The 19,487-nt window shown below is 60.1% G+C and carries 18 protein-coding genes; 12 read left to right on the top strand and 6 right to left on the bottom strand.

Features of this window, described 5'->3' with window-relative positions; all coding sequences use genetic code 11:
* Positions 1-81: 81 nt before the first annotated feature.
* Genes AC3ZU9_RS10830 through AC3ZU9_RS10820 form a run of 3 tightly spaced genes read right to left on the bottom strand, consistent with a single transcriptional unit; the run spans position 82 to position 2,547 of the window.
* The gene (locus AC3ZU9_RS10830) at positions 82-849 is read right to left on the bottom strand and encodes a TerB family tellurite resistance protein (RefSeq protein ID WP_064054222.1); all 768 of its coding nucleotides are present in this window, start codon (positions 847-849) and stop codon (positions 82-84) included.
* A 1-nt stretch (position 850) separates the two neighbouring features.
* Positions 851-1,525 (bottom strand): N-acetylmuramate alpha-1-phosphate uridylyltransferase MurU, encoded by a 675-nt coding sequence (gene murU / locus AC3ZU9_RS10825; RefSeq protein WP_015886170.1) that lies wholly within the window; start codon positions 1,523-1,525, stop codon positions 851-853.
* On the bottom strand, positions 1,522-2,547 hold the full coding sequence (locus AC3ZU9_RS10820; RefSeq protein ID WP_015886171.1) for an aminoglycoside phosphotransferase family protein: 1,026 nt from the start codon (positions 2,545-2,547) through the stop codon (positions 1,522-1,524). The genes murU and AC3ZU9_RS10820 overlap by 4 nt, the downstream gene beginning before the upstream one ends.
* 130 nt (positions 2,548-2,677) lie before the next feature.
* On the opposite strand from AC3ZU9_RS10820, the gene AC3ZU9_RS10815 reads away from it, so the two are divergent.
* The 11 genes from AC3ZU9_RS10815 to AC3ZU9_RS10765 all read left to right on the top strand — a co-directional run bounded on the left by AC3ZU9_RS10815 (position 2,678) and on the right by AC3ZU9_RS10765 (position 16,722).
* Positions 2,678-5,488, top strand: a complete 2,811-nt coding sequence (locus AC3ZU9_RS10815) for an LPS-assembly protein LptD (RefSeq protein ID WP_015886172.1) — start codon at positions 2,678-2,680, stop codon at positions 5,486-5,488.
* On the top strand, positions 5,463-6,803 hold the full coding sequence (locus AC3ZU9_RS10810) for a peptidylprolyl isomerase (RefSeq protein WP_043205983.1): 1,341 nt from the start codon (positions 5,463-5,465) through the stop codon (positions 6,801-6,803). Before AC3ZU9_RS10815 ends, AC3ZU9_RS10810 begins: the two co-directional genes overlap by 26 nt.
* Positions 6,800-7,789 (top strand): 4-hydroxythreonine-4-phosphate dehydrogenase PdxA, encoded by a 990-nt coding sequence (gene pdxA / locus AC3ZU9_RS10805; RefSeq protein WP_046035017.1) that lies wholly within the window; start codon positions 6,800-6,802, stop codon positions 7,787-7,789. The genes AC3ZU9_RS10810 and pdxA overlap by 4 nt, the downstream gene beginning before the upstream one ends.
* Entirely contained in the window at positions 7,786-8,598 is an 813-nt protein-coding gene (gene rsmA / locus AC3ZU9_RS10800) for a 16S rRNA (adenine(1518)-N(6)/adenine(1519)-N(6))-dimethyltransferase RsmA (RefSeq protein WP_015886175.1), read from the top strand. The genes pdxA and rsmA overlap by 4 nt, the downstream gene beginning before the upstream one ends.
* 106 nt (positions 8,599-8,704) lie before the next feature.
* Positions 8,705-9,085: a Co2+/Mg2+ efflux protein ApaG gene (apaG, locus tag AC3ZU9_RS10795; RefSeq protein ID WP_015886176.1), complete on the top strand. Its 381-nt coding sequence runs from the start codon at positions 8,705-8,707 to the stop codon at positions 9,083-9,085.
* Positions 9,085-9,936 (top strand): symmetrical bis(5'-nucleosyl)-tetraphosphatase, encoded by an 852-nt coding sequence (locus AC3ZU9_RS10790; RefSeq protein WP_490090686.1) that lies wholly within the window; start codon positions 9,085-9,087, stop codon positions 9,934-9,936. The genes apaG and AC3ZU9_RS10790 overlap by 1 nt, the downstream gene beginning before the upstream one ends.
* A 9-nt stretch (positions 9,937-9,945) precedes the next feature.
* Positions 9,946-10,275 carry a thiosulfate sulfurtransferase GlpE gene (glpE, locus tag AC3ZU9_RS10785; protein ID WP_122811819.1) on the top strand — a complete coding sequence of 110 codons (330 nt, stop codon included), beginning with the start codon at positions 9,946-9,948 and terminating at the stop codon, positions 10,273-10,275.
* Positions 10,276-10,559: 284 nt separating this feature from the next.
* Positions 10,560-12,482, top strand: a complete 1,923-nt coding sequence (locus AC3ZU9_RS10780; RefSeq protein ID WP_003194732.1) for a PrkA family serine protein kinase — start codon at positions 10,560-10,562, stop codon at positions 12,480-12,482.
* Between the two features lie 113 nt (positions 12,483-12,595).
* Entirely contained in the window at positions 12,596-13,867 is a 1,272-nt protein-coding gene (locus AC3ZU9_RS10775; protein WP_015886179.1) for a YeaH/YhbH family protein, read from the top strand.
* Positions 13,864-15,429, top strand: coding sequence for a SpoVR family protein (locus AC3ZU9_RS10770; protein WP_015886180.1), 1,566 nt, complete (start codon positions 13,864-13,866; stop codon positions 15,427-15,429). The genes AC3ZU9_RS10775 and AC3ZU9_RS10770 overlap by 4 nt, the downstream gene beginning before the upstream one ends.
* A 63-nt stretch (positions 15,430-15,492) precedes the next feature.
* Positions 15,493-16,722, top strand: coding sequence for a multifunctional CCA addition/repair protein (locus AC3ZU9_RS10765; RefSeq protein WP_122811818.1), 1,230 nt, complete (start codon positions 15,493-15,495; stop codon positions 16,720-16,722).
* 157 nt (positions 16,723-16,879) lie between these two features.
* Here the strand turns inward: AC3ZU9_RS10765 and folK are convergent, their stop codons facing one another.
* Positions 16,880-17,398: a 2-amino-4-hydroxy-6-hydroxymethyldihydropteridine diphosphokinase gene (gene folK / locus AC3ZU9_RS10760; RefSeq protein ID WP_490090685.1), complete on the bottom strand. Its 519-nt coding sequence runs from the start codon at positions 17,396-17,398 to the stop codon at positions 16,880-16,882.
* On the bottom strand, positions 17,389-17,742 hold the full coding sequence (folB, locus tag AC3ZU9_RS10755; RefSeq protein WP_015886183.1) for a dihydroneopterin aldolase: 354 nt from the start codon (positions 17,740-17,742) through the stop codon (positions 17,389-17,391). The genes folK and folB overlap by 10 nt, the downstream gene beginning before the upstream one ends.
* A gap of 74 nt (positions 17,743-17,816) precedes the next feature.
* Between folB and plsY the strand changes: the two genes are divergently transcribed.
* Positions 17,817-18,386: a glycerol-3-phosphate 1-O-acyltransferase PlsY gene (gene plsY / locus AC3ZU9_RS10750; protein WP_015886184.1), complete on the top strand. Its 570-nt coding sequence runs from the start codon at positions 17,817-17,819 to the stop codon at positions 18,384-18,386.
* 33 nt (positions 18,387-18,419) lie between these two features.
* Here the strand turns inward: plsY and tsaD are convergent, their stop codons facing one another.
* Complete coding sequence (gene tsaD / locus AC3ZU9_RS10745) at positions 18,420-19,445, bottom strand: tRNA (adenosine(37)-N6)-threonylcarbamoyltransferase complex transferase subunit TsaD (RefSeq protein ID WP_015886185.1); 1,026 nt, start codon at positions 19,443-19,445, stop codon at positions 18,420-18,422.
* Positions 19,446-19,487 lie beyond the last annotated feature (42 nt).

Below are 19,487 nucleotides of genomic sequence, written 5' to 3'. Positions count from 1 at the left end.
CACCGGCTTCAACACCACCCTGGATCCAATGTGGGAGGGGGCTTGCTCCCACATGTGGATTGGATTGCCACTTCCCGATCGTTAACGGAAATCCCGGCGCTCGCGGATCAACGTGTAGGCATTGTGCAATTCCCGAGTGCGCTCCGTGGCCTCACGCACTTGCGCAGGACTCGCGCCGGTACCGGCAATCTTGTCCGGATGATGGCGGCTGAGCAGTCGGCGATAGGCACGCTTGATCGCCGACGGTTCGGTGGTCGCCGTCACACCCAGCAAGCGCAACGCATCCTGATAGGTGCCGCCCCGACTCACCAAGGGTTTGCGCTCCGGCGTGTAGTCACCCGCCAATGCCTGGAGTTGTTGCGGCGTCCAGCCCAGCCACTTGCCCCATTGATCAATCAGGTCACGCTCGGCGTCACCGGCCTTGCCGTCCGCCCAGGCCATGCGCCAGCACGCACGCAATACCCCTTCTGCCGCATGGGGTTGAGCCTTGAGCACACGCAGATAGCTGCGCACCCGGTCGGCGCCGGACTTGCCGCGATTAAACGCCGCAATCGCACGGCGTTGCGCTGAGTCGCTCATGTCCAGCCCACGCATTTCCTGGCGCGCCTGCTGGATATGTCCATCCACCACTCGCCCATTGCTCTTGGCCAGACGCCCCAGCAACACAAACAACAACTCGTCATTGCGCAACACCGGGCGCCCGCCCAGGCGCTCGCGCAACTGCGCCCAGCTGTGCAGTTGCAGACGGCGGTCCAGCGCCTGCCCCAACAGCGCACCCAACAAAGCCCCCGGAATACTGGCAATCGCAAAGCCAGCCCCGGCGCCGATCAGCGTCCCTGGCCACAGCATGTTACTGCCCCGCTGCCAGCAGGGTTTCGACTTGCGCCAGGCGCTCCAGCGTGCCGACATCAATCCAGCGTCCTGCCATGTGCTCCCCCGTTACCAGACCTTTGGCCATGGCTGCCCGCAAAAGCGGCGCCAGCTTGAAGGCACCCGCGCTGCAACCCGCGAACAGCTTGGGGTCGAGTACGGAAATGCCACTGAAGGTCAGGTTATCGGCACCGGGCGCGGCATCATGAAGTAAACCCTGATCAAGGTAGAAATCACCGCCCGAGGGGTGATGCGCCGGGTTATCGACCATCACCAGGTGAGCCAGGCCCTTGAGCGGTTGCTTGAGCCGGGCGAAGTTGTAATCGGTCCAGATATCGCCATTGACCACCAGGAACGGCTCATCCCCCAGTAACGGCAGTGCCTGGAAAATCCCGCCGCCGGTTTCCAGCGGCTCACCCTCAGGCGAATAACGGATGCGCAAGCCAAACTGCGCGCCGTCCCCCAGATAGCTTTCGATCTGCTGGCCGAGCCAGGCATGGTTGATCACGATCTCGGTGAAGCCGGCCTTGGCCAGCGCCTCCAAGTGATACTCGATCAAGCGCTTACCGCCGGCCTGCACCAGCGGCTTGGGCGTGTGCAAGGTCAGCGGACGCATCCGCTCGCCTTTGCCGGCGGCCAGGATCATGGCCTTCATACGCTCGCCTCGGCGGGTTGACGCAGGCTGGCCAGCAGTTCACCCAGTTCGCTCAGTTCCGGACGGTCCGCCAGTACCGCTTCTATATAAGCAAAGAAGCGCGGTACGTCGGCCAGGTAGCGTGGCTTACCGTCGCGATGACAGATGCGCGCAAAAATGCCGATGACCTTGAGGTGACGCTGCACGCCCATCAAGTCGCTGGCACGCAGGAATTCTTCGACATCCGCCTGCACCGGAATGCCCAATTGCCCGGCACGCTGCCAGTAACCGCGCTGCCAATCCCGCACGCGGGCCTTGGGCCAACTGAGGAAGGCATCTTTGAACAGGCAAGTGATGTCATAGGTGACAGGCCCGTAGACCGCATCCTGGAAGTCCAGCACGCCAGGGTTCGGTTCGCTGATCATCAGGTTGCGCGGCATGTAGTCGCGGTGTACCAGCACCTTTGGCTGGGCCAGGGCGCTGTCGATCAGGTGATCGCTGACACGCTGCCAAAGCGCTTGCTGCTGCGTATCGAGTTCGATACCCAGATGCCGGCGCACGTACCACTCGGGAAACAATTCGAGCTCGCGGCGCAGCAAGGCTACGTCATAGCTGGGCAGTGGCGCGTCCATCGGTAATTGCTGAAAAGCCAGCAAGGCGTCGATGGCATCGGCAAACAATTGATCGGCATTCTGCTCGTCAATCACGTCCAAATAGGTTTTTGTGCCCAGGTCATTGAGCAAAAGAAAGCCTCGCGGCAAATCTTCTGCATAAATTTTTGGCACATTTATTCCCGACTTCGCTAACAAATGCGCGATATCGACGAAAGGTTTGCAGTTTTCCTGGGGGGGTGGGGCGTCCATCACCACGAATGTCCGGCCACCGCCTTCCCAACGGAAATAGCGCCTGAAACTCGCGTCGCTGCTGGCCGCGGTCAATGTGGCCGGGGGTACGGCACCCCAGCCTTGAGCGTTGAAAAGGATCGGCAACTGCTCATCCAGCCAGACTTCCAGCTGTTGTAAACGTAGATCGTGCTCGGGCATTACAAGGGTCTCCGACGGCGCTAGCCGTCAAGCGGGGCATGCTTTATTATCACGCATCTTTTTCAGACCATCGAGAGGCGTGCGGCCCAAACCGCGGGCAGATGGCACGCAGGAAGCCCGGACTAATAAGATGGCATTGAAATCCCCCGCGTTTCGTAGAAAATTTCCGTTGCTGGTAACCGGCAGTCTGCTGGCCCTGCAACCCTTCGCCACCTCATTCGTGGTCGCCGCGGAACAGTATGACTGCTCAGTCTCTGCTTCGGGTGCCTGGGATTGCGCGCCGAAAACCGCCGCAGCCCCGTTGCCACCACGCCCGGTGCATGATGGCGCAGCCATCAGCTCCGCCAACAGCACGGCGCAAGCCGATGCCGGCGGCAAAGCCGAGGCCGTGCCGCAGACCGCACTGGTCACCGAATCCAAGGGCCGTGGCCTGCGCTCGCGCAGCGCCGACTACAGCCACCTGGACTGGGTACCGCGCGACAAGCTGACCGCAGCGCAACTGGCCGAAACCGGCCCTTACTGCGGCGGTGCGTACATCGAGCCGACTCGTCCTGGCATGAACGACAAGACGAACAAGAGCGATGCGCCCACCTTCATCGGCGCCAAGGCCTCGCGTTACGAGCAGGAACAACAGGTCGCGACCCTGGCCGGTGACGTCGTCATGCGCCAGGGCAGCATGCAGCTGGAATCGGAAGAAGCCAGCCTGTACCAGGCCGAGAACCGTGGCGAGCTGAACGGCAAAGTCCGTCTGCGCGACAACGGCGCACTGATCGTGGGCGACCACGCCGAAGTGCAACTCGATACCGGCGCGGCCCAGATCGACAACGCCGAATACGTGCTGCACAAGTCGCGTATCCGCGGTAACGCGCTGTACGCCAAGCGTGCCGAGAACGCGATCATCCGTCTCAAGGACGGTACGTACACAACGTGCGAGCCAGACAGCAACGCCTGGCAGCTCAAGGGCAACAACATCACGTTGAACCCGGCCACCGGTTTCGGTACGGCCACCAACGCGACGTTGCGGATCAAGAACATCCCGATCCTCTATACCCCTTACATCTACTTCCCGATCGACGACCGTCGTCAATCCGGCTTCCTGCCGCCAAGCTTCAGCACCGGCAGCGAAACCGGCTTCACCCTGGTTACGCCGTACTACTTCAACCTGGCGCCAAACTACGACGCCACGTTGTACCCGCAATACATGACCAAGCGCGGTTTGTTGATGGAAGGCGAATTCCGCTACCTCACCAAGTCCAGCGAAGGCCAGTTCGGCGGCGCGTACCTGAACGACGACAACGACGAGCGCAGCAAGCAGACCGATTACGAAAAAACCCGCTACATGCTCAACTGGCAACACAAGGGTGGGCTGGATTCGCGTGTACTGACCCAGGTCGACTACACCCGGATCAGCGATCCTTACTACTTCCAGGATCTGAAGTCGTTCCAGGAAGGCGTTGAAAGCCGGGATGCCCTTAATCAACAGGGTTCCGTGACCTACCGGGGCGACTCTTACCAGGCGCGCCTGAACGTCCAGGCTTACCAGTTGGCGACGATCTCCCAGATCACGCCGTATGACCGGTTGCCGCAAATCACCTTCAATGGTGCGCTCCCGTATCATCCGGGCGGGCTGGACTTTACCTACGAGACTGAAGCTGTTCGCTTTGAACGCAGTCTGGAGAACGGTACCTTTACCGATCAGGACGGCCTCGTGTCGCCTCGCCTGGACACCTACGTCAGAGGCCTGACCCGTGCAAACGGTACTCGACTCAACGTAGCTCCAGCTGTTGAATATCCGATGAACTGGACCTATGGCTTTGTGACGCCGAAGCTCAAGTACGTCTACACCAAGTACGACCTGGACCTGGACAGCACCGGCAAGAACCAGATTATTGCTGACCAAGCTGCAGCAACCGCCGCCAACCCTTACGCGGGTGGCACGTTCAAGAGCTCCCAGGACCGTGCGGTTCCGGTGGCGAGTGTCGACAGCGGCCTGTACTTTGATCGCAACACCAACTGGTTCGGCAAAGATTATCGCCAGACCCTTGAGCCGCGTGCGTTCTACCTCTACGTACCGAACAAGGACCAGGCTGATATCCCGGTCTTCGACACCAGCGAATACTCGTTCAGCTACGCCTCGCTGTTCCGCGACAACCGCTTCAGCGGCGCTGACCGGATCGGTGACGAGAACAAGCTGTCCCTGGGCTTGACCAGCCGCTGGATCGAAGACAACGGCTTCGAGCGTCAGCGCGTCTCCGTGGGCCAGGCGCTGTACTTCAAGGATCGTGAAGTCCAACTGCCGGGCATCCTGGCTTCCGACCGTGCCGATGCAAACTCGGATGTATCACCAGTCGCCCTGGACTACGAGTTCCGCTTCAACCGCGACTGGCGCGCCACCGCTGATTACAACTGGGACACCGAGGAACACAGTCCTCGTTCCGGCAGCGCGATGCTTCACTACCAGCCGGAAGACAACCCGAACAAGATCATCAACGTCGGTTACCGTTATCGTAACGACCAGGTGGTCTACAACCAGCTGACCGGCAAATGGCAGTTCGGTGGTGACTACGGGCAGCCAGGCGATCCGAACTTCGTGAAGGATTACTACAAAATCCAACAACACGACTTCTCGATGATGTGGCCGATCATTCCTCAGTGGAACCTGATCACCCGCTGGCAGTATGACTACGCCCGCAACCGCACCCTGGAAGCCTTCGGTGGTTTCGAGTACGACAACTGCTGCTGGAAACTGCGCGTCATCAACCGTTACTGGGTTTCCAACGACGAATACAGCCAGATCGCCCCGCTTAACGAAAAGGGTGACCACGGGCTCTTCTTCCAGATCGTCCTCAAAGGACTCGGCGGCCTGACCGGCGCCAAGGTAGAGAGCTTCCTCGACAAAGGCATTGAAGGTTATCGTGAACGTGAAGACCAAGCTTTCTGATTGTCTGCGCCCGCTAGTGCTGGGCGCACTGCTCCTGGGGACCGCATCGGCTCACGCTGCGGTTCAACAACTGGACAAGGTCGTGGCCATCGTCGATAACGACGTGATCATGCAGAGCCAACTGGACCAACGCGTCAAGGAAGTCCAGCAAACCATCGCCAAGCGTGGCGGTGGCGTGCCACCTACCAGCGTCCTGGACCAACAGGTACTGGAACGCCTGATCGTCGAAAACCTGCAACTGCAGATCGGTGATCGTTCCGGCATCCGTATTTCGGACGAAGAACTGAACCAGGCCGTGGGCACTATTGCCCAGCGCAACAACATGAGCATTGACCAGTTCCGTGCAGCCCTGGCCCACGACGGTTTGTCCTATGAGGACGCCCGTGACCAGATCCGCCGTGAAATGATCATCAGCCGTGTGCGTCAGCGCCGTGTCGCCGAGCGGGTTCAGGTGTCCGAGCAGGAAGTGAAGAACTTCCTGGCGTCCGACTTGGGCAAGATGCAGCTTTCCGAAGAACTGCACTTGGCCAATATCCTGATCCCAACCCCGGACAGCGCCAACTCCGAGCAGCTCAATGCAGCCGCCGCCAAGACCCAGGCTATCTATGATCGCCTCAAGGCCGGTGCTGATTTTGCCCAGATGGCCATTGCCCAGTCCGGCAGCGACAACGCCCTCGAAGGCGGTGACATGGGCTGGCGTAAAGCCGCTCAACTGCCACCTCCGTTCGACCGTGAACTGAGCGCCATGGAAGTGGGTGGTATCACCCAGCCTGCGCGTACGCCGGGTGGCTTCATCATCCTCAAGCTCCTGGAAAAACGCGGCGGTGAAACCTCGCTCAAGGATGAGGTACATGTTCGCCACATCCTGGTCAAACCGAGTGAAATCCGTACCGAAGCCCAAACCAAGGAACTGGCCCAGAAGATCTATGACCGCATCGAAAGCGGTGAAGACTTCGCCACCTTGGCCAAAAGCTTCTCGGAAGACCCAGGTTCCGCCCTCAACGGCGGCGATTTGAACTGGATCGACCCGAAGGCCCTGGTGCCTGAGTTCCAGCAGGTGATGGCCGATACTCCGCAAGGCGTACTGTCCAAGCCGTTCAAGACCCAATATGGCTGGCATGTGCTGGAAGTCCTTGGCCGTCGCGCTACCGACAACACCAACCAAGCCCGCGAGCAACAAGCGTTGAACGTACTGCGTAACCGCAAGTACGACGAAGAGCTGCAAACCTGGCTGCGTCAGATCCGTGACGAAGCCTACGTGGAAAACAAGCTGCCAGGCGCCCCGCAAACAGGCACCGACCAGGCCGCTCAGTGAAACCCCAGCGTTTCGCGGTGACACCCGGCGAGCCGGCCGGCATTGGTCCTGACCTGTGCCTGCTGCTCGCCTCGCAACCTCAGCCACACCCCCTGATTGCTATTACCAGCCGCGACCTGCTCCTTGAGCGGGCCGCGCAGCTGGGTGTGGCTGTCACTTTGCTGGACGTGGCGCCAGGCAACTGGCCCGACTTGCCCGCCCCCGCCGGTAGCTTGTATGTGTGGGACACCCCGCTACAGGCCAAGGTGGTTGCCGGGCAACTGGACAAGGCCAACGCGGCGTTCGTGCTGGAAACCCTGACGCGCGCAGGGCAAGGCTGCATCGATGGCGATTTCGCCGGCATGATCACGGCCCCGGTGCACAAGGGCGTGATCAACGAATCCGGCATCGCCTTTTCCGGCCACACCGAGTTCCTCGCCGAACTGACCCACACCGCTCAAGTCGTGATGATGTTGGCCACACGCGGCCTGCGGGTCGCCCTGGTGACCACGCACCTGCCGCTGCGTGAGATTGCCGATGCCATCACCGTCGAGCGACTGGAGCGCGTGACACGCATCCTGCACGCCGACCTGCAACAGAAATTCGGCATCGCCCAACCGCGCATCCTGGTCTGTGGGCTTAACCCCCACGCCGGTGAAGGCGGCCACCTGGGCCATGAAGAAATCGACATCATCGAACCCACCCTGGAGCGTCTGCGCCAAGAAGGCATGGACCTGCGCGGCCCACTGCCAGCGGACACTCTGTTTACCCCCAAATATCTGGAGCACTGCGACGCAGTGCTGGCGATGTACCACGACCAGGGGCTGCCGGTGCTTAAATACAAAGGCTTCGGCGCCGCCGTCAACGTGACACTGGGCCTGCCGATCATCCGTACCTCCGTCGACCATGGCACTGCCCTGGACCTGGCGGGCAGCGGCAAGATCGATACCGGCAGCCTGCACGTGGCCCTGGAAACCGCCTATCAGATGGCCGAGACCCGTATATGACTGAGCATTACCAACACCGGGCGCGTAAGCGCTTCGGGCAAAACTTCCTGCACGACGCCGGCGTGATCGACCGCATCCTGCGCTCGATCCATGCCAAGCCCGAAGACCGTCTGCTGGAAATCGGCCCGGGCCAGGGCGCATTGACCCAGGGCCTGCTGGCCAGCGGCGGCCAACTGGACGTGGTGGAACTGGACAAGGACCTGATCCCGATCCTCAACCAGCAGTTCGCCGGCATGCCCAACTTCAACCTGCATCAGGGGGATGCACTGAAGTTCGACTTCAATACCCTCAATGCAGCGCCCAACAGCCTGCGGGTGGTAGGTAACCTGCCGTACAACATCTCCACGCCGCTGATTTTCCACCTGCTGAACAACGCCGGGATCATCCGCGACATGCACTTCATGCTGCAAAAGGAAGTGGTGGAACGCCTGGCTGCCGGGCCGGGGGGTGGTGATTGGGGTCGGCTGTCGATCATGGTCCAGTACCACTGCCGCGTCGAACACCTGTTCAACGTCGGCCCCGGTGCGTTCAACCCGCCGCCGAAGGTCGACTCGGCCATCGTGCGCCTGGTGCCACACGCCGTGCTGCCGCATCCGGCCAAGGATCACAAATTGCTTGAGCGCGTGGTGCGTGAAGCCTTCAACCAGCGCCGCAAAACCCTGCGCAACACGCTCAAGGCGCTGTTGAGCCAGGCCGAAATCGAAGCCGCCGGCGTCGATGGCAGCCTGCGGCCCGAGCAGTTGGACCTGGCCGCATTCGTGCGCTTGGCCGACCAGCTTGCCATCCAGCCTGCGCCCACTGCGGACTGAAGCCTGTAGTGCCTGGGCCGGACAGCATGTCTGGCCTAGTGCCCGCTTCTTGGCCTAGACTGACCCGCATCTGCTGTCCTCCGCTTTTGCTTTTAAGGCCTCTTGCATGTCCGATCCTCGCTACCAGATCGACGTCAGCGTCGTCACCCGCTTCCTCGCGGACCAATCGCAACCTGAACAGAACCGCTTCGCCTTTGCCTACACCATCACGGTGAAAAACAACGGGCTGGTGCCGGCCAAGTTGCTGTCACGCCACTGGGTCATCACCGACGGTGACGGCCAGGTCGAAGAAGTGCGCGGCGCGGGCGTGGTAGGCCAGCAGCCGCTGATCGACATAGGCGCCAGCCACACCTACAGCAGCGGCACGGTGATGACCTCCAAGGTCGGCACCATGCAGGGTTCGTATCAGATGAAAGCCACTGACGGTAAATTGTTCGACGCCATCATTGCGCCCTTCCGCCTCGCGGTGCCGGGAGCCCTGCACTGATGGCGACCTATGCGGTCGGCGACCTGCAAGGTTGTCTGGAGCCCCTCAAGTGCCTGCTTGATCGCGTAGCCTTCGACCCGGCAAAGGATCGACTGTGGCTGGTGGGTGATGTGGTCAACCGGGGCCCTGAGTCCCTGGAGACCCTGCGCTACTTATATAGCCTGCGTGACTCCCTGGTGTGCGTGCTGGGCAACCACGACCTGCACCTGCTGGCGGCCAGCAACACGATCGAGCGCCTGAAAAAGGGCGACACCCTGCGGGAAATCCTCGAAGCGCCGGATCGCGCCGAGTTGCTCGACTGGCTGCGCCGGCAAAAAATCATGCATTACGACCAAGGCCGCAACATGGCCCTGGTCCATGCTGGCATCCCGCCCCAGTGGACACTGAAGAAAGCCCTCAAGTGTGCCGCTGAAGTCGAAAGCGCACTGGCCGATGACACCCTGTATACCGCCTATCTCGACGGCATGTACGGCAACGATCCCGTCAAGTGGGACAACGACCTGACCGGCGTCGCCCGCCTACGAGTGATCACCAACTATTTCACCCGCATGCGCTTCTGCACCGCTGAAGGCAAACTGGACCTCAAGAGCAAAGAAGGCGCCGACACCGCGCTGCCGGGTTACAAACCGTGGTTTGCTCACAAAGAGCGCAAGACCCGTGACACCAAGATCGTTTTTGGTCATTGGGCAGCGCTTGAAGGCAAGTGCGATGAGCCCGGCATCTTCGCCCTCGACACCGGTTGCGTGTGGGGCGGCGCCATGACCCTGATGAATATCGACACCGGCGAGCGTTATAGCTGCCAGTGCGAATCTCCCCTTCCCGTTACACTGCCGGCTACGGCCAAGCCATAGGAGCCCGCCATGAGCGAATTCAAACGTATCCATCCCGAACACGCCCAGGCCCTGCGCGAGCAAGGTGCAGTGGTGGTCGACATCCGTGACCAGCCGACGTATGCGGCCGGCCACATCACCGGTGCCCAGCACGTGGACAACGTCAACATCGCCGACTTCATCCGCGCCGCCGACCTTGACGCCCCCGTGATCGTGGCGTGCTACCACGGCAATTCCAGTCAGAGCGCGGCGGCCTATCTGGTCAGCCAGGGTTTCTCCGATGTCTACAGCCTGGACGGTGGCTTTGAGCTTTGGCGTACGACTTATCCTGCGGAAATTTCTTCAGGCAATTCGCAATAATTTTTTTCACACCCCGCTACCCCGCGTGACGCTTGGGCTAGCGCCGTTTCTGACGAACGGCGCAGCCAAACTAATTACGTATCGCGCCTTGACCTCTCCGATTCCGAACTATCCTTAAGCGCAGGCCATCCGAATCAGGGGAGAGCCGGTACACCGGCGTGCGGGTCATCGGTAGCGTTTCAGGGTGTTTGGGGGGAAAACGGCCATTGGTGTTCGCCAATGTCTGCCAGCATCGACTGATTGATCCGGCGTCGGCTCCACGTATCGAGCGAGGTGACGACGTCATGAGTATCTTTAGCCACTTCCAACAACGCTTCGCGTCCACACAGCAGGAAGAACTCACGCTGCAAGAGTATCTCGAGCTGTGCAAACAAGACCGTAGCACCTACGCATCTGCCGCCGAACGCCTGCTCTTGGCGATTGGCGAGCCGGAGCTGGTGGAAACCGCCAACAATTCGCGGCTGTCGCGAATATTCTCCAACAAGGTGATCCGCCGCTACCCGGCCTTTGAAGACTTCCACGGAATGGAAGAATGCATTGACCAGATCGTCTCCTACTTCCGCCATGCCGCCCAAGGCCTGGAAGAGAAGAAACAGATCCTCTACCTGCTCGGCCCCGTCGGCGGCGGTAAATCGTCCCTGGCCGAAAAACTCAAACAACTGATCGAGAAGGTGCCCTTCTACGCCATCAAGGGCTCACCGGTCTTCGAGTCGCCCCTGGGCTTGTTCAACGCCACGGAAGATGGCGCGATCCTCGAAGAAGACTTCGGCATCCCACGGCGCTACCTCAACACCATCATGTCACCCTGGGCCACCAAGCGCCTGGCCGAGTTCGGCGGTGACATCAGCCAGTTCCGCGTGGTGAAACTCTACCCGTCGATCCTCAACCAGATCGGCGTGGCCAAGACCGAGCCGGGCGACGAGAACAACCAGGACATATCGGCGCTGGTGGGTAAGGTCGATATCCGCAAACTCGAGGAATTCCCGCAGAACGACGCCGATGCTTACAGCTACTCGGGCGCACTGTGCCGGGCCAACCAGGGCCTGATGGAGTTCGTGGAGATGTTCAAGGCACCGATCAAGGTGCTGCACCCCCTGCTCACCGCGACTCAGGAAGGCAACTACAACAGTACCGAAGGCCTGGGCGCGATTCCGTTCACCGGGATCCTGCTGGCCCACTCCAACGAATCGGAATGGCACACCTTCCGTAACAACAAGAACAACGAAGCCTTCATCGACCGGATCTATATCGTCAAGGTGCCGTACTGCCTGCGGGTCAGCGATGAGATCAAGATTTACGACAAACTGCTGTTCAACAGCTCGCTGGCCAAGGCCCACTGCGCACCCGACACCCTGAAGATGCTCGCCCAGTTCACCGTGCTGTCACGCCTCAAGGAGCCGGAAAACTCGAACATCTACTCGAAGATGCGTGTGTACGACGGCGAAAACCTCAAGGACACCGACCCCAAGGCCAAGTCGATCCAGGAATACCGCGACACGGCGGGTGTGGATGAGGGCATGAACGGCCTGTCGACGCGCTTTGCGTTCAAGATCCTGTCCAAGGTCTTCAACTTCGACCCCCACGAGATCGCCGCCAACCCGGTACATCTGCTCTACGTGCTGGAACAGCAGATCGAACAGGAGCAATTCCAGGCAGAAACCCGCGAGCGCTACCTGCGCTTCCTCAAGGAATACCTGGCGCCGCGCTACATCGAGTTCATCGGCAAGGAAATCCAGACCGCGTACCTGGAGTCCTACAGCGAATATGGCCAGAACATCTTCGACCGCTACGTGCTGTACGCCGACTTCTGGATCCAGGACCAGGAATACCGGGATCCGGAAACCGGTGAGATCCTCAATCGCGTAGCCCTCAACGAAGAACTGGAGAAAATCGAAAAACCAGCCGGCATCAGTAATCCGAAAGATTTCCGCAACGAAATCGTCAACTTCGTGCTGCGCGCACGGGCCAACAACAACGGCAAGAACCCGACCTGGCTCAGCTACGAGAAGCTGCGGGTGGTCATCGAGAAGAAAATGTTCTCCAACACCGAGGACCTGCTGCCGGTCATCAGCTTCAACGCCAAGGCCAGCAAGGAGGATCAGCAAAAGCACAACGACTTCGTCACACGAATGGTCGAGCGCGGCTACACAGACAAACAGGTACGGCTGCTCTCCGAGTGGTACCTGCGGGTTCGCAAATCGCAGTAAGGCAGCGACAGGCGTGCGCTGCCGGGCTTCTGGCCTGGCAGCCGACCGCTTGTCTCTAAGCTTCCAGCTCGCTGCTTGAAGCTTGTAACGTGAAGCTGCCCGGAGGGCTCCCCATGAGCTATGTGATCGACCGACGCCTCAATGGCAAGAACAAGAGCACGGTAAACCGCCAGCGTTTCCTGCGGCGTTACCGTGACCACATCAAAAAGGCCGTTGAAGAGGCCGTCAGCCGCCGCTCTATCACCGATATGGAGCATGGCGAACAAATCAGCATTCCTGGACGGGACATCGACGAACCGGTGCTGCACCACGGCCGGGGCGGTAAACAGACCGTCGTGCACCCCGGCAACAAGGAATTCACCACCGGCGAACATATCCAGCGCCCCCAAGGCGGTGGCGGCGGCAAGGGCCCCGGCAAGGCGGGTAATTCCGGCGAAGGCATGGATGAGTTCGTGTTCCAGATCACCCAGGAAGAATTCCTCGAGTTCATGTTCGAGGACCTGGAGTTGCCCAACCTGGTCAAGCGCAACCTGACCGGCACCGACACCTTCAAGACCGTCCGCGCCGGGATCAGTAACGAGGGCAACCCGTCACGCATCAACATCATCCGCACCCTGCGCTCGGCCCATGCCCGGCGTATCGCCCTGTCGGGCAGCAGCCGCGCCAAACTGAGGGATGCCAAGGAAGAGTTGGCGCGTTTGAAACGTGAAGAGCCGGACAACTTCGGCGATATTCAGGAAATAGAGGCGGAAATAGAGAAACTCAGCGCACGCATTCATCGTGTGCCATTTCTCGACACCTTTGACTTGAAATACAACCTGCTGGTCAAACAACCCAATCCCAGTTCCAAGGCGGTGATGTTCTGCCTGATGGACGTTTCCGGCTCCATGACCCAGGCCACCAAGGACATCGCCAAGCGCTTCTTTATCCTGCTGTACCTGTTTCTCAAGCGGAACTACGACAAGATCGATGTGGTGTTCATTCGCCACCACACCAGCGCCCGGGAAGTAGACGAAGAAGAGTTCTTCTACTCGCGAGAAACCGGCGGCACCATCGTCTCCAGCGCGTTGAAGTTGATGCAGGAGATCATGGCCGAGCGCTACCCAGCCAACGAGTGGAATATCTACGCCGCCCAAGCCTCGGACGGCGACAACTGGAACGACGACTCGCCTATCTGCCGCGACATCCTGATCAACCAGATCATGCCGTTCGTGCAGTACTACACTTACGTTGAAATCACCCCCCGTGAGCACCAGGCCCTGTGGTTCGAATATGAACGCATCGGCGAAGCCTTTGCCGACACCTTCGCCCAGCAGCAACTGGTCTCGGCCGGCGATATCTACCCGGTCTTCCGTGAACTCTTCCAGCGCAGGTTAGTGACATGACCGCCAAAAAAGAGCAAAAGCGCCAACCCATTTCCACGGGGTCTGAGTGGACCTTTGAACTGATCCAGGCCTATGACCGGGAAATCAGCCGCATTGCGGCGGGTTATGCCCTGGACACCTACCCCAACCAGATCGAAGTGATCACCGCCGAACAGATGATGGATGCCTATGCCTCCGTCGGCATGCCCCTGGGTTATCACCATTGGTCCTACGGCAAACACTTCCTCAGCACCGAAAAGTCCTACAGTCGTGGCCAGATGGGTTTGGCCTACGAGATCGTGATCAACTCCGACCCCTGCATCGCCTACCTGATGGAAGAGAACACCATCTGCATGCAAGCGCTGGTGGTGGCTCACGCATGCTACGGGCACAACAGCTTCTTCAAGGGTAATTACCTGTTCCGCACATGGACCGATGCCAGTTCGATCATCGATTACCTGGTGTTTGCCAAGCAGTACATCATGCAATGCGAGGAGCGCCACGGCATCGATGCGGTGGAAGACCTGCTCGACTCCTGCCATGCCCTGATGAACTACGGAGTCGACCGTTACAAACGCCCCTACCCGATTTCCGCCGAGGAAGAACGTCTGCGCCAGAAAGAGCGCGAAGAGCACCTGCAGAAACAGATCAACGACTTGTGGCGCACCATTCCCAAACGCGCCGGCAAGAACAGCGACAAGGACAATGCGCGCTTCCCCTCCGAACCTCAGGAAAACATCCTCTATTTCCTGGAAAAGCACGCACCGTTGCTGGAACCGTGGCAGCGCGAAATCGTGCGCATTGTGCGCAAGATCGCCCAGTACTTTTATCCACAGCGTCAGACCCAGGTGATGAACGAAGGATGGGCGACGTTCTGGCACTACACCTTGATGAACGACCTGTACGACGAAGGCCTGGTCACTGACGGTTTCATGATGGAGTTTCTCACCTCCCATACCAGCGTGGTGTTCCAGCCAGGCTTCGACAGCCCTTACTACAACGGCATCAACCCTTACGCGCTGGGCTTCGCCATGTACCGCGATATCCGACGCATGTGCGAACACCCAACCGAGGAGGACCGCCGCTGGTTCCCCGAAATCGCCGGCAGCGACTGGCTGTCTACCATCAAGTTCGCCATGAGCAGCTTCAAGGATGAGAGTTTTATCCTGCAGTACCTGTCACCCCAAGTGATTCGTGACCTGAAGCTGTTCAGCATCCTCGATGACGACCTCAAGGATGACCTGCTTGTACCGGCCATCCATGATGAACCCGGCTACCGCACCATCCGCGAAACCTTGGCGGCGCAGTACAACCTGGGCAATCGCGAGCCTAATGTGCAGATCTACAGCATCGATGTGCGTGGCGACCGCTCGTTGACCCTGCGCCATCAGCAACACGACCGCAAACCTCTCGGCGAATCCACCGAAGAAGTGCTCAAGCACCTGCATCGGCTGTGGGGGTTCGACATCCACCTGGAAACCCTGCAAGGCGATCAGGTGATGAAAACCCATCACGTGCCACCGCGCAGCGATCATAACGACAACGACTACGGGCGCCTGGACCTCGCCGTCGTTCATCTCTGAAACAGCAAAGCCTCCATTGGCCAGGCACAGGCGGTATCCTGTGACGCTAATGGAGGCTTTTTCATGAAAATCTACAAAGTCGGCGGGGCCGTACGCGACCGCTTGCTGGGCATCAAGGTCACCGACATCGACCGCGTCGTCGTGGGTGCAACCACAGAAGAGATGCTGGCCAAAGGCTTCAAACCTGTGGGTGCAGACTTCCCGGTATTCCTGGACCCCAAAAATGGCGATGAATACGCGCTGGCCCGCACCGAACGCAAGAGCGGTCGGGGTTACGGCGGCTTTGTGTTTCATGCCAGCCCAGAGGTTACGCTGGAAGAAGACCTGATCCGTCGCGACCTGACCATCAACGCGATGGCGGAAGACGATGACGGCAACTTGACTGACCCCTATCACGGCCTGCGCGACCTTGAAGCGCGCATTTTGCGCCATGTTTCCCCGGCATTCGCCGAAGATCCTCTACGTGTATTGCGAGTCGCGCGCTTTGCTGCGCGTTACGCGCACCTGGGTTTTACCGTCGCGCCCGAAACACTGGAACTGATGCGTCAACTCAGCGAGTCCGGTGAACTGGAAGCCCTGACACCGGAGCGCAGTTGGAAAGAAATCTCTCGGGCATTGATGGAAGACCAGCCACAGGTATTTATCCAGGTACTGCGCGACTGCGCTGCGTTGAAAACCTTGATGCCTGAGGTCGATGCACTGTTCGGCGTACCGCAGCCCGAAGCCCATCACCCGGAAATCGACACCGGCGTGCACACCTTGAGCGTGTTGGAACAGGCAGCCTTGCACAAACAGCCACTGACTGTGCGCTGGGCTTGCCTGCTCCACGACCTGGGCAAGGGCACGACGCCTGTGGATAAGTTGCCGCAGCATATTGCCCATGAACATCGGGGCTTGAAGCTGATCAAGGCCGTCAATGAACGCTTCAAAGTGCCAAGGGATTGTCAGGAACTGGCGTTGCTGGTGGGCCAATACCACACTCACGGCCATCGGGCGCTTGAGCTGAAAGCCTCGACATTGCTGGAGTTGCTGCAGAGTTTTGACGTGTACCGTCGGCCGCAGCGCTTTGAAGAGTTTGTGATCGCCTGCGAGATGGACGCCCGGGGCCGCAAGGGCCTGGAGCAACGCATTTATCCACAGGCGGATTATTTGCGTGGGGCTGCGAAGGCAGCCCGCGAAGTGGCCGTAGCGCCCTTGCTGGAGAAGGGCTTCAAAGGCCCGGAACTGGGTGAGGCGTTGAAGCGCGAAAGGCTTAAGGCGTTGAAGGCCTACAAAGAACAGCCCACTCTCTAGACGCTGCCCACCCGTGGCGAGGGAGCTTGCTCCCGTTGGGCTGCGCAGCAGCCCTAAACCCGGCTGTTGAGTCTTGGCAGTGAGACTGTGGTGTGCTTATTGGGGCCGCTTCGCAGCCCAGCGGGAGCAAGCTCCCTCGCCACAGGAAGCTCGGCGCCTACAAGAGCGCGCCTGACGTGAGTTGCTGGCCCCGCCATTCAAACCCGACAGGGGCCAACACCTGGTCAATCTGCGCATCGCGCCACAGTTCGGCCAGGGTCTTGCCCACCTCAGGGTGCACGCGATCGGGCGCCATCAACGACAGCGGCCACAGCACAAAGGCGTTCTTCAGGATCTCTGCACGGGGCAGGACCAGGCCCTCGAAATTACCCACCAGCTCGCCATACAGCAGCACGTCGATATCCAGCGGCAAGCCCTTACGGTCCGGCGCATAGCGACCATTATCGGCCTCAATGAATTTCAACCGGCGATCCAGCTCCATCAACGGCAGGTCGGTATAGGCCGACACCACCAAGTTGAAGAAAGGCCCGCTCTTGATGCCCACCGGCTGGCTTTCGAACACCGCCGAGCAGCGCATATCGGTCAAAAAAACCGCCAACGCATCAAGGCCGGCGCGTAGATGGGACTCGCGCTCGATATTACTGCCTAGGCCAAGGTAAACCTGAGTTAGCGACATCCGCGCTCGATCTCCACACCCACGCCCTTGGCAGCCGGCACGGCCCCCGGCTTGGTCAACTTGAGGTGCAACCAGGGAATCTGGAATTCACTCATGAGCACCTCGGCCAGGCGTTCAGCGAAGGTCTCCACCAATTGGTACTGGGACTGCTCGGCAAACGCCTGGATACGCGCGGATACACTGGCGTAATCCAGTGCCAGGGTCAGGTCGTCACCGGCAGCGGCCGGGCGGTTATCCCAGGCGAAGCTCAGGTCCAGGCGCAGGCATTGGCGGATTCCGCGCTCCCAGTCGTAGGCCCCGATGACGGTGTCGACTTCCAGGCCTTCGATAAACACTCTGTCCAAGCACTCTTCTCCGCTGCACGACAAGGGCGCGATGCCCCGTTAGAATCAGGGCGTCCTCGCCCGGAATAGTTAGCATGTTTTGGTTACTGGCGATTCTCGCCTACCTGCTCGGCTCGCTGTCCTTCGCCATTTTGCTCAGCCGCCTGACGGGAAATCCCGACCCGCGAATGAGTGGCTCAGGCAATGCCGGCGCCACCAATATGTTGCGCCTGGCCGGTAAGAAGCTCGCCGTACTGACCCTGCTGGGCGACATGTGCAAGGGCTTGTTGCCCGTGCTGATCGCCAGCCTTGCCGGCCTTACCCTGCAACAACAGGCCTGGATCGGTGTATGTGCCGTCCTGGGCCATCTGTTTCCACTGTACTTCCGCTTTCGCGGTGGCAAAGGCGTCGCCACGGCAGCCGGCATGTTACTGGGGATCTACCCACCAGCGGCGTTGCTGGCCGTGCTCGCCTGGCTGCTGGCGTTCTACCTGACCCGCACCAGCTCACTTGCCGCGCTGATCGCCACCCCGCTCACCCTGCCGCTATTGGCCTGGCAAGAACCGGCGGCACTGGTGCCGATGAGCGTGCTGACACTGCTGATCGTCTGGCGCCACCGAGGCAATTTACGCGACCTGTTTGCCGGGCGCGAACGGCATTTTTAAATACGTTCGCTGAGCCCGGCTCACGTTATGGCGTTACAACGGCGACAACTGCTCCATCGGCCAGCGCGCCTGCACGCTGATCGCCAGGCTTTCATGCTGCCCGGCCTGCAGGCGCTGGCAACCGGCATAGGCGATCATCGCGCCATTGTCGGTGCAGAACTCCGGTCGTGCGTAGAACACATCGCCTTTCATGTCGCCGAGCATTTTTTCCAGCGAGGTGCGCAAGGCCTTGTTGGCGCTGACGCCGCCTGCGATCACCAGGCGCTTCATGCCCGCCTGTTTCAAGGCACGCTTGCACTTGATGGTCAAAGTCTCCACCACGGCCTGCTGGAACGCCAGGGCGATGTCGCAACGGGCTTGCTCGCTGTCGTCCCCAGCGCTGACGCTTTGCTGCCAGGTGTTCAGCGCGGAGGTTTTCAGACCGCTGAAGCTGAACATCAGGCCTGGTCGATCACACATCGGACGCGGGAAGGTGTAGCGGCCGGCAACACCTTTTTCGGCGAGGCGGGCGATTTCCGGACCACCGGGATAATTGAGGCCCATCATCTTCGCGGTCTTGTCGAAAGCTTCGCCGGCGGCGTCATCCAGCGACTCACCCAAAAGGGTGTATTGGCCGATGCCATCCACCTGAACCAACTGCGTATGGCCGCCCGAAACCAACAAAGCGACGAACGGGAACTGCGGCGGTGTTTTTTCCAGCATGGGCGCCAATAAATGGCCTTCCATATGGTGCACGCCGAGTGCCGGAATGCCCCAGGCGAACGCCAGCGCCTGGGCGCAAGAGGCCCCAACCAGCAGGGCTCCGACCAATCCGGGGCCCGCGGTGTAGGCAATGGCGTCGATCTCGGTCGGCACGCAGCCGGCTTCATCCAGCACCTGACGAATCAGGGGCAGCATGCGTTTGACGTGATCACGGCTGGCCAGCTCCGGCACCACGCCGCCATAGGCGCGGTGCAGGTCGATCTGACTGAAGAGCGCATCGGCCAAGAGCCCGCGTTCACTGTCGTAAAGTGCGACACCGGTTTCGTCGCAGGAGGTTTCAAGTCCCAGTACTAGCATGGGTTTGCGCCTTGTAGAGGCTGAATTCGAAGGCGCGCATAA

This window comes from Pseudomonas sp. A39 (genome assembly GCF_058145955.1).
This window is presented reverse-complemented; position numbering and strand designations above follow the sequence as displayed.